The organism is Caballeronia sp. (genome assembly GCF_028292365.1).
In the GTDB taxonomy this organism is placed as follows: Bacteria; Pseudomonadota; Gammaproteobacteria; order Burkholderiales; family Burkholderiaceae; genus Caballeronia.
In genome coordinates, this window is the sequence record NZ_JAQGMM010000617.1 from 1 (window position 1) to 7,659 (window position 7,659).

Here is a 7,659-nt window from a genome sequence, read left to right on the forward strand (position 1 = left end):
TTCGAACCACTTGTAAAACGGCGCATCCTGGTCGTTGAGAATCTGCGTGAAAGGACGGCGCCAGCTCAGATGCTCGCGCGCAAGACGTGCCCAGAAAGCTTCGTGATCTTGCGCGGCCTCAGCCACGAGCGCGTGGTAATCGTCCATGCTTTTAATCGCGCTGCGGCCTGCCGGAGGAATGCCCTGGGCAGGGACGAGAGGGGTCGATTCGATGGTAGACATGGTCTCCTCGCTTTGATCATGGATCGTGAGTTCGGCGAGCCAACAGGGATCGTCGCTTGATAGGGGCGCTTGCTGGGGGCTCTTTGATAAGGGGCTCTTGATGGCCCGGTGACACAACAGGAAGTGCAGCGGTTGCGCCTGTCAAAAAAGGCGCTGCCGTTATCTGACTATGCGAGGTGCAACGGATATCGGCTTGATGCAAGTCAAACAGGCTGGCTAGTGCCGTGGTTTCACCTACGCTGCCCGACCAGATCGTCCACCAGCGGCACGACTGCCAATACGACCAGCATTGCCGAAAGCGGCAGGGTCGATATGAAACCCACGTACTTGAAGCCTAGCGCACCGGCGAGGCCGCCAATGAAGAACATGCCGAGCAGCGAAGCCAGCAACCGGAGCCTGGATCGGTCCGCCCTGACAGCGGTGGCGCCGGGTCCGGATTCGGACACGTTCCAGTAAAAAAGCTTGCCGATCTCGATGCCGATATCCGTGACGATGCCGGTCATATGCGTGGTGCGGATCTCGGCTTTGGAGATCTTCGTAATGATCGCGTTCTGCAGGCCCATTACGTAGCACAGCAACCCTACGGTGGCGGGCACGAACAGGAACCGGTTGTTTTCCAGGTTCGAACCGAGCAGCCCGAACACGAGCAGCAGCACGGCTTCCAGCATCAACGGCAGTGCGTATTCGCTGTGTGCCCGCCGGCGCCGGCCCCAGTTGATCATGATCGCGGAGGTTGCCGCGCCGGTCATGAACGCCGCGAGTGAGCTCAATCCCGCGACGATGAGGCCGAAGTCGCTTGCCGCGAGGTTATCGGCGAGCGCCGATACGATCCCCGACATATGAGAGGTGTACTGACCGACGGCAAGAAAACCGCCGGCATTGGCCGCGCCTGCAATAAACGCCAGCCAGCGCCCAAGGCGCCGGTTATTTTGGTCGGTGCGCTGCGGCCGCGCGAAACCTCGCAGGTATTCGATAGGCATGTCCGTTCGATTCGATCAGACGCCGGCGAGCTTCTCGCTGTCGAGAATGTGTACCTGCTTGCCGTTTGTATCGATCACCCCTGCGTGCTGCAGCTTCGAGAACATCCGGCTGACGGTCTCGAGTTTGAGCCCGAGATAGCTGCCAATCTCTTCGCGCGTCATCCGTAAATTGAATTCCGCGGAAGAGTAGCCCCGCGTTTTCATCCTCGACGACAGGTTGAGCAGGAACGCAGCCACGCGCTGCTGCGCGGTCATGGTGCCGAGCATCATCATGAGCCCGGATTCACGCACGATCTCGCCGCTCATCATGCGATGCACATGCTGCTGCATGGCCTTCACGTCGTGGCAAAGGTCCTCGAGCAAGTCGAACGGGATGACACACACCTTGCTGTCCTCGAGCGCGATCGCATCGCAATTCTGTTCATCGGAGCACACGCCATCGAGCCCAAGCGGTTCGCCCGCAATGTGAAACCCGGTGACTTGTTCGTGGCCGTCGCGATGCGTAATGACGGTCTTGAAACAACCGACGCGCACGGCGTAGATGCTTTTGAATTGATCGCCGGCGCGGTAGAGCGTCTCGCCGCGCCGTACAACTCGCGTGGAGCAAACAATGGCGTCGAGCCGCGCAAGCTCCGTCGCGCTCAGGTGAGCCGGCATGCAGATGGAGTGCAACGAACACGCGGAGCAATTCGTGTCCGCACGAGTGCCCGGTGGTGGCGGGCTCGTGATGGTGGAACGCGCCATATAAGCGAGAGGAATCGCGGTCGTTGAAGCAGCGGGCGCGTAAGCGGACGCATAAGCGGTAGCTGAGGTCATGCCTGTCTCCAGAAGAGTCGGACGATCACTGAATAGATGGACGGACAACATGTGCAGATCGGGTGCGAACCGGGTACAAGGTCATGCTGGCTCGCAGGGTGTCGGCTCGGGACGGTGCTCGTTGGCCAGTCGCACGATGGTGTCGCGGGCCAGTTCGTACTCGCCGGTCTTGTCGAAGAAATAGCTCGCGCCGGCGCGCTGGCATGCGGCACGAAACGCCGGTCCCGAATGATTGGTCAACACCATGGTCACGACGGGCGGCTTGGCACGCGCCAGCGATGCAACGATCTCCATGCCGTTGCCCGCCGCCAGATGCGGGTCAACGATCACAAGATCCGCGCGCGTCATGCGGATGCACCCGAGCGCCGTGTCCGCTTCCTCCGACTCGCCCACGATCACCACGTCGGCGAGCGCGTCGATCAGCGCAGAGAGGCGGCGGCGCACAAGGCCGGAGTCGTCGACAAGGAAGATCTTCAGCATGGCCCGCAACCGTTTGAGTTCATGCCTCGAAGTATGGTCGGGGCTATCTCAAAATAAAATCGGCGAGCGGCCAGACATGATGTAGGGGTTTGGGAAGGGCTGTAGGGATCGGACTACACGCTTTTTGCAAGCGTATTGGGCGGGGGTATTCGGGGTATCAGGCGTCGCAGTCGTCGTCGAAAAGCTTGTGGCGCATGGCATAGCGGACCAGCGCGGTGTCGTGCGGCATCTGCATTTTTTCGAGGATGCGGGTTTTGTAGGTGCTGACCGTCTTGGCGCTCACCGACAGTGCCTGGGCGATCTGCGTGATCGTCTCGCCTGCTGCGATCCGCCGGAACACCTCGAATTCGCGGTCGGAAAGCCGCCGGTGCGGCAGGTCGTCGGCCGGTTCATTCAGGCTTTGCGCGAGGCGCTCGGCCATCGCGAGGCTCACGTATACGCCGCCCGCCGCGACCTTGCTCACGGCTGTGACCAGTTCGGCGCTCGCGCTTTCCTTGGTCAGATAACCCGATGCCCCCGCCTTGAACGCACGCACCGCGTATTGCTGTTCGGCATGCATGGTCAGGACCAGGATGCGCAGCGCCGGCTTCTCGTCCTTGATCTGCTTGAGCAGTTCTACGCCGTTCCTGCCGGGCATCGACAGGTCGAGGACCAGTACGTCCGCCGGGGTGGCGCGGATCATTGCCATGGTGGTAGTGCCGTCGCTGGCTTCACCAGCGACCTCCAGGCCGTTTGCGCTGCGCAGGATATGGCGTAGGCCGTCGCGCACGAGCGCATGGTCATCGGCGATCAATACTCGGGTCATTGCAGCGGTTCTTCCTCGGTGTTTTCTGGATTGTCGGAGAAAGGGTTGTCCTGTTGCAAGGTCGCCAACGGGAATGTGACGGTGACGGCGAACCCTCGTCCGATGCCGGATTCGATTGACACTGACCCGTCCAGCCCGTGCGCTCGCTCGCGAATGCCGATAAGACCAAACGACTTGCGCCCGGCGTCGACGCGCTCATGCGCGCCGATGCCGTCGTCGGCAATGCGCAGGATGCAGCGGTCGCCTTCCAGATATAACGCCAGGTCGACACGGGTAGCTTGCGCGTGGCGCGCCACATTGGTCAGCGCTTCCTGCACGATCCGGAACACGGCGGTCGCGCCGTCGCGGCTGAAAATGGTATGCCTCGCGTCGATCCGCCGCTCGACGTCAATACCGTAGCGGTTCGTAAAGTCGATCGCCAGCCAGTCGATGGCCGGGACCAGGCCCAGGTCATCGAGCATCACCGGGCGCAGGTCGGCGGCTATCCGGCGCATGGAGGCGACGGTTGCGTCAATCAGGCGCTGCATGCCGCGCAATTGCGCGCGCGCCTCAGCGTTCGTTCCGGCGTCAAGTTCAAGCGAGGATATATCCATTTTCAGCGCGGTCAATTGCTGGCCCAGGTCGTCATGCAACTCCCTTGCAATACGGGACTTTTCTTCCTCGCGGATATTCAGCAAATTCGCGGAGAGCTCCCGCAGTTCCTCGTGCGAGCGTTGCAGCGAGCGTTCAGCGTCGACTTGCGCGCTGATGTCGCGCAGCATCACCGTGTAAAGCTTGCCGTTTTCATCGCCGAATTGGGAAATCGATGCTTCGAACGGGAACTCACTCCCGGTCGCACGCAGACCGTACAGTATGCGCCGCCCACCCATTTGCCGGTCGGACACGCCGGTCACACCGAACTGGCGCACATGCGCTTCGTGACCAGCGCGAAAACGCTCAGGAACGAAGCGGGAGAGGGCGGTGCCGAGTGCGTCGGCCGCCGGGCAGTCGAATAGACGTTCCGCCATTGGATTGAACATGACAATACGCTGGTTTTCGTCGATGGTAATGATCGCTTCCATCGACGACCGGATGATGCCGAGCAGCCGCGCTTCGTCGAGCCGCGTTGAAGCGGGTACTGCGGCCTTTGCGGCCTTCGTGCTCTTGCGCCTGAACGCAAGGAAGGCCGCGCTCGCGGTGAGCAGGAGGGCGCCGGCCATGCCAACCACGCCAGTTACGCGGGGCGGTCGACCGGCGCCGCGCTGCGATGCCGTGTTACGCCGTGACGCGGACATGGGGTCTCCGGGAAAAAGGGGTATGCGTGCTGCTGAGTGTGTGCGGATCATACCGTGCCGCTGCGGACGTGATTTGCACGGCGTATCGCCCGGCCGCGTGAATTGATGTGGATCAAGCGGCCGGCAGGCCTGCACGCGGACACTGAAAGATGAAGGACATCCGGGGAATGGTCATGTACAAACGAATTCTGGTGGCGCTCGACGGCGGCCTTAGCGCGAGCCGCGCGCTTGAAGAGGCGTTCAAGCTGGCGCAGGCCGTTGATGCGATGTTGATGGTGGCGTGCGTTGTCTCGCACGATGTTTGCGATCTCGAGGGCGGAGCTTTCGAAGAGGAGGCGGCCGATGCCGGCGCGCACTGGCAACTCGATCATGTGCGCGAGTTGTGCGAGCGTAGCGGGGTACGAAGCGGGGTAAGCGGCGGGGTACACAGCGGAGTACGCTGCATTACTCAGATAATTGATGCACACGGCGCAAGCATCCCGGGCGCCCTCATGCAGGCGGCTCAGGCATTCGAAGCGGATCTTATCGTGATGGGGTCGCATGGGCCGCGTGGCGTTCGCCGGCATTTGATCGGCAGTGTGGCGGAAACGATTTTGCGGTCGAGTCATGTTCCGGTCCTCACCGTTCGCGACGATCAGCGCGACGATGAACATGACGCGGCACTCGCGCTCTAGCGCATTCCCAGTAACGTCCCGACCGGTGTAGGGACGGATCGGGACGGTCCCGCCACTTATGTAGACGCGCCTGCAACGTCCAGTGTGCTCACTTTGCGTGGTTCCTTTGTTTCCACGGAATGCAGCGGTACCAGCAGCACTGGCCGGGTCGAAATCCGCAAGAAACGCTCGGCCACGCTACCCAGCACGAGCCTTCGCCAGCCGCGCCGGCCGTGCGTGCCCATGACCACGAGATCAGCGCTGAAATCTTTCGCGGCGGCTGTGATCCGCTGGGCGATGTCATCACCCAACGGATCGACTTCAACCACGAGCGTGGAGCCTTTGACACCCGCGCGCAGCATCTTGGCGGTAGCGTCAGCTAGCACGAGCGCGCCCTCTTTGACGAAGGCCTCACGTACGAGCGATGGGTCACAGGCCGGCCCCGAATACATCAATTGCGGCACGTCCACCACATAAACTGGCTTGAGTTCCGCGTCGTGCTCGCGAGCGAGTTGCAGGGCGGCGTCAAGGGCGTGCGCTGACGTTTCGCTGCCGTCGATAGGAACGAGAATACGGGTGTACATGAAGAATCTCCTTGGTCCTGAAGCAACATCAAAGCAACATCAATGCGACATCAATACGGGTATGGGCATGGACTCCAGCAGAGTGCGCGTTGCACCGCCCATCACGAGTTCCTGCCAGCGCGAGTGGCCATACGCGCCCATGACGATGAGGTCCGCATCCAGGTCCGATGCGCGCGAAATCAGCATGTCGCCCATGGGGACGTCGTTGACACCGTCGAGTGCCGCGACCTCGGCCTTGACATCGTGCCGCGCCAGCAAGAACGCGATGTCGGCGCCTGGAATGCGATTGACGGAACTAGCACCCGGCTCGCTTTTCGATTCGTTGAGTCTGACGACGGTGACCTTTTCCGCGCGCTGCAAGAACGGCATCGCGTCTTGAACAGCGCGGGCCGACTCACGGCTGCCGTTCCACGCAACCATGATGTTGGCGCCAAGCGTCGGGAACACCCCGGTGTAGGGGATGAACAGCACAGGGCGGCCCGAGGTCATGACGAGCGTTTCAGGGAAATGATCGGCGACGAATGCTTCCGGATCATCCGGATCGTCCTGCCCCGCCACGACCAGATCTGCGTAACGGGCATAGCGAGGGATCGCTTCGCCCGCGGAATCAGGGTAGTCGACCCACTGGCCCCTCACACCCGCGCGCAGCAGTTCAGCGTGAAAGATCCGTTCGAGCGCGCCGTGGCGTTCCTGACGGGCTTTGCGGTGCTCTTCGTAGTAGTCCGCCGTTCCGGCCATGACATAGAAAGAACGCGGATCTGGACTGAACGCCGAGAACACGCCCGTCAGGTGCGCGTCGAATTGCCTGGCGAGACGCAAAGCATATTCGAGGCGTGGATGGGCGCGTGCGCTCATGTCGAGTTGAACGACGATGCTTTTGTAGCTCATCGCAGATGCTCCGTTAGCGGGTCGTTGGCGTCAGTGACGCGGTGAGCGGGTGGCGCTGCATCGGAGTTGGTCCTTCGGTCGGTCTTGGAACCGGCGCAGATTGCCCGGCGCTTACAAAAAGTCTATGAGTTCGCGCTTTTTTTCCGTTGATGCAGATCAAGGAGCCGCGTGCTGGTGCGTCACGAGATGGCCTGCGGCGCTGTCATGGTCATAGCGGAAACTTTCCGCATCCATGTCTTATCGGTTGATACAGGTCAACCGCGCCCGTGTCGGCAGACCCTAAAGTTTTCGTCATGGAAACCCCGTTTCCAGGCATGTCCAGGCAAAAGGAGATTGACGATGAAGGCACTCGTGTATCACGGACCCGGCAATAAATCCCTCGACGACCGGCCGATGCCGAAGCTCCTTTCGGCAACGGATGCAATCGTCAAGGTCACGCGTACGACCATTTGCGGTACGGATCTGCATATTTTGAAAGGCGACGTGCCGACCTGTGAACCGGGCCGCATCCTGGGACATGAAGGCGTTGGCCTAATCGAGGCGGTTGGGGCCGCGGTGTCGACCTTCAAACCGGGTGACCACGTCCTTATTTCCTGCATCACGTCATGTGGAAAATGTGATTATTGCCGGCGCGGCATGTACTCGCATTGCACGACAGGCGGCTGGATTCTCGGCAACAAGATCGACGGCACGCAAGCCGAATATGTGCGTATCCCGCATGCGGAAACGAGCTTGTATCCAATTCCCGCGGGCGCCGATGAAGACGCGTTGGTCATGCTCTCGGACATCCTTCCGACCGGTTTCGAGTGTGGCGTGCTGAACGGAAAGGTCGCTCCGGGCAGCACCGTGGCGATCGTCGGGGCAGGGCCCATCGGATTGGCTTCACTACTCACGGCGCAGCTCTATTCCCCAGCCCAGATCATCATGATCGACCTGGACGACAAGCGCTTGGAAGTT

At 61.3% G+C, this 7,659-nt stretch carries 9 protein-coding genes and 1 pseudogene; 2 read left to right on the plus strand and 8 right to left on the minus strand.

All coding sequences use genetic code 11. The features are described from left to right. From JWR14_RS36040 to JWR14_RS36065, 6 genes and pseudogenes are all read right to left on the minus strand, one after another. Window positions 1–222, minus strand: a 222-nt coding sequence (locus tag JWR14_RS36040) for an acetyl-coenzyme A synthetase N-terminal domain-containing protein (protein WP_299719093.1), incomplete at its 3' end; no start/stop codon positions are given. Window positions 223–452: 230 nt separating this feature from the next. Continuing rightward, window positions 453–1,202: a YoaK family protein gene (locus JWR14_RS36045; protein WP_299719095.1), complete on the minus strand. Its 750-nt coding sequence runs from the start codon at window positions 1,200–1,202 to the stop codon at window positions 453–455. A gap of 15 nt (window positions 1,203–1,217) precedes the next feature. Then, window positions 1,218–1,946: a fumarate/nitrate reduction transcriptional regulator Fnr gene (gene fnr / locus JWR14_RS36050; RefSeq protein ID WP_299719118.1), complete on the minus strand. Its 729-nt coding sequence runs from the start codon at window positions 1,944–1,946 to the stop codon at window positions 1,218–1,220. Window positions 1,947–2,099: 153 nt separating this feature from the next. Then, window positions 2,100–2,498: a response regulator gene (locus JWR14_RS36055; RefSeq protein WP_299719097.1), complete on the minus strand. Its 399-nt coding sequence runs from the start codon at window positions 2,496–2,498 to the stop codon at window positions 2,100–2,102. Window positions 2,499–2,655: 157 nt separating this feature from the next. After that, the gene (locus tag JWR14_RS36060) at window positions 2,656–3,303 is read right to left on the minus strand and encodes a response regulator transcription factor (RefSeq protein WP_299719099.1); all 648 of its coding nucleotides are present in this window, start codon (window positions 3,301–3,303) and stop codon (window positions 2,656–2,658) included. After that, a pseudogene (locus tag JWR14_RS36065) lies at window positions 3,300–4,508 on the minus strand (PAS domain-containing sensor histidine kinase); the annotation flags it as partial. The gene JWR14_RS36060 and the pseudogene JWR14_RS36065, both read right to left, overlap by 4 nt. Before the next feature lie 242 nt (window positions 4,509–4,750). Between JWR14_RS36065 and JWR14_RS36070 the strand changes: the two are divergent. After that, the gene (locus JWR14_RS36070) at window positions 4,751–5,251 is read left to right on the plus strand and encodes a universal stress protein (RefSeq protein WP_299719101.1); all 501 of its coding nucleotides are present in this window, start codon (window positions 4,751–4,753) and stop codon (window positions 5,249–5,251) included. 56 nt (window positions 5,252–5,307) lie between these two features. Here the strand turns inward: JWR14_RS36070 and JWR14_RS36075 are convergent, their stop codons facing one another. Both JWR14_RS36075 and JWR14_RS36080 read right to left on the minus strand, forming a co-directional pair. Continuing rightward, a complete protein-coding gene (locus JWR14_RS36075) occupies window positions 5,308–5,814 on the minus strand; it encodes a universal stress protein (RefSeq protein WP_299719112.1) in 507 nt (168 codons plus the stop codon). Between the two features lie 39 nt (window positions 5,815–5,853). Next, entirely contained in the window at window positions 5,854–6,702 is an 849-nt protein-coding gene (locus JWR14_RS36080) for a universal stress protein (RefSeq protein WP_299719114.1), read from the minus strand. A 339-nt stretch (window positions 6,703–7,041) separates the two neighbouring features. On the opposite strand from JWR14_RS36080, the gene JWR14_RS36085 reads away from it, so the two are divergent. Further along, a partial coding sequence (locus JWR14_RS36085) for an alcohol dehydrogenase catalytic domain-containing protein (RefSeq protein WP_299719116.1) occupies window positions 7,042–7,659 on the plus strand: 618 nt, incomplete at its 3' end.

What these genes read in the sequence shown, in the direction of transcription:
- JWR14_RS36045 (WP_299719095.1), bottom strand. Translation starts at nt 1,202, where the DNA reads ATGCCTATCGAATACCTGCGAGGTTTCGCGCGGCCGCAGCGCACCGAC.
- fnr (WP_299719118.1), bottom strand. Translation starts at nt 1,946, where the DNA reads ATGGCGCGTTCCACCATCACGAGCCCGCCACCACCGGGCACTCGTGCG.
- JWR14_RS36055 (WP_299719097.1), bottom strand. Translation starts at nt 2,498, where the DNA reads ATGCTGAAGATCTTCCTTGTCGACGACTCCGGCCTTGTGCGCCGCCGC.
- JWR14_RS36060 (WP_299719099.1), bottom strand. Translation starts at nt 3,303, where the DNA reads ATGACCCGAGTATTGATCGCCGATGACCATGCGCTCGTGCGCGACGGC.
- JWR14_RS36070 (WP_299719101.1), top strand. Translation starts at nt 4,751, where the DNA reads ATGTACAAACGAATTCTGGTGGCGCTCGACGGCGGCCTTAGCGCGAGC.
- JWR14_RS36075 (WP_299719112.1), bottom strand. Translation starts at nt 5,814, where the DNA reads ATGTACACCCGTATTCTCGTTCCTATCGACGGCAGCGAAACGTCAGCG.
- JWR14_RS36080 (WP_299719114.1), bottom strand. Translation starts at nt 6,702, where the DNA reads ATGAGCTACAAAAGCATCGTCGTTCAACTCGACATGAGCGCACGCGCC.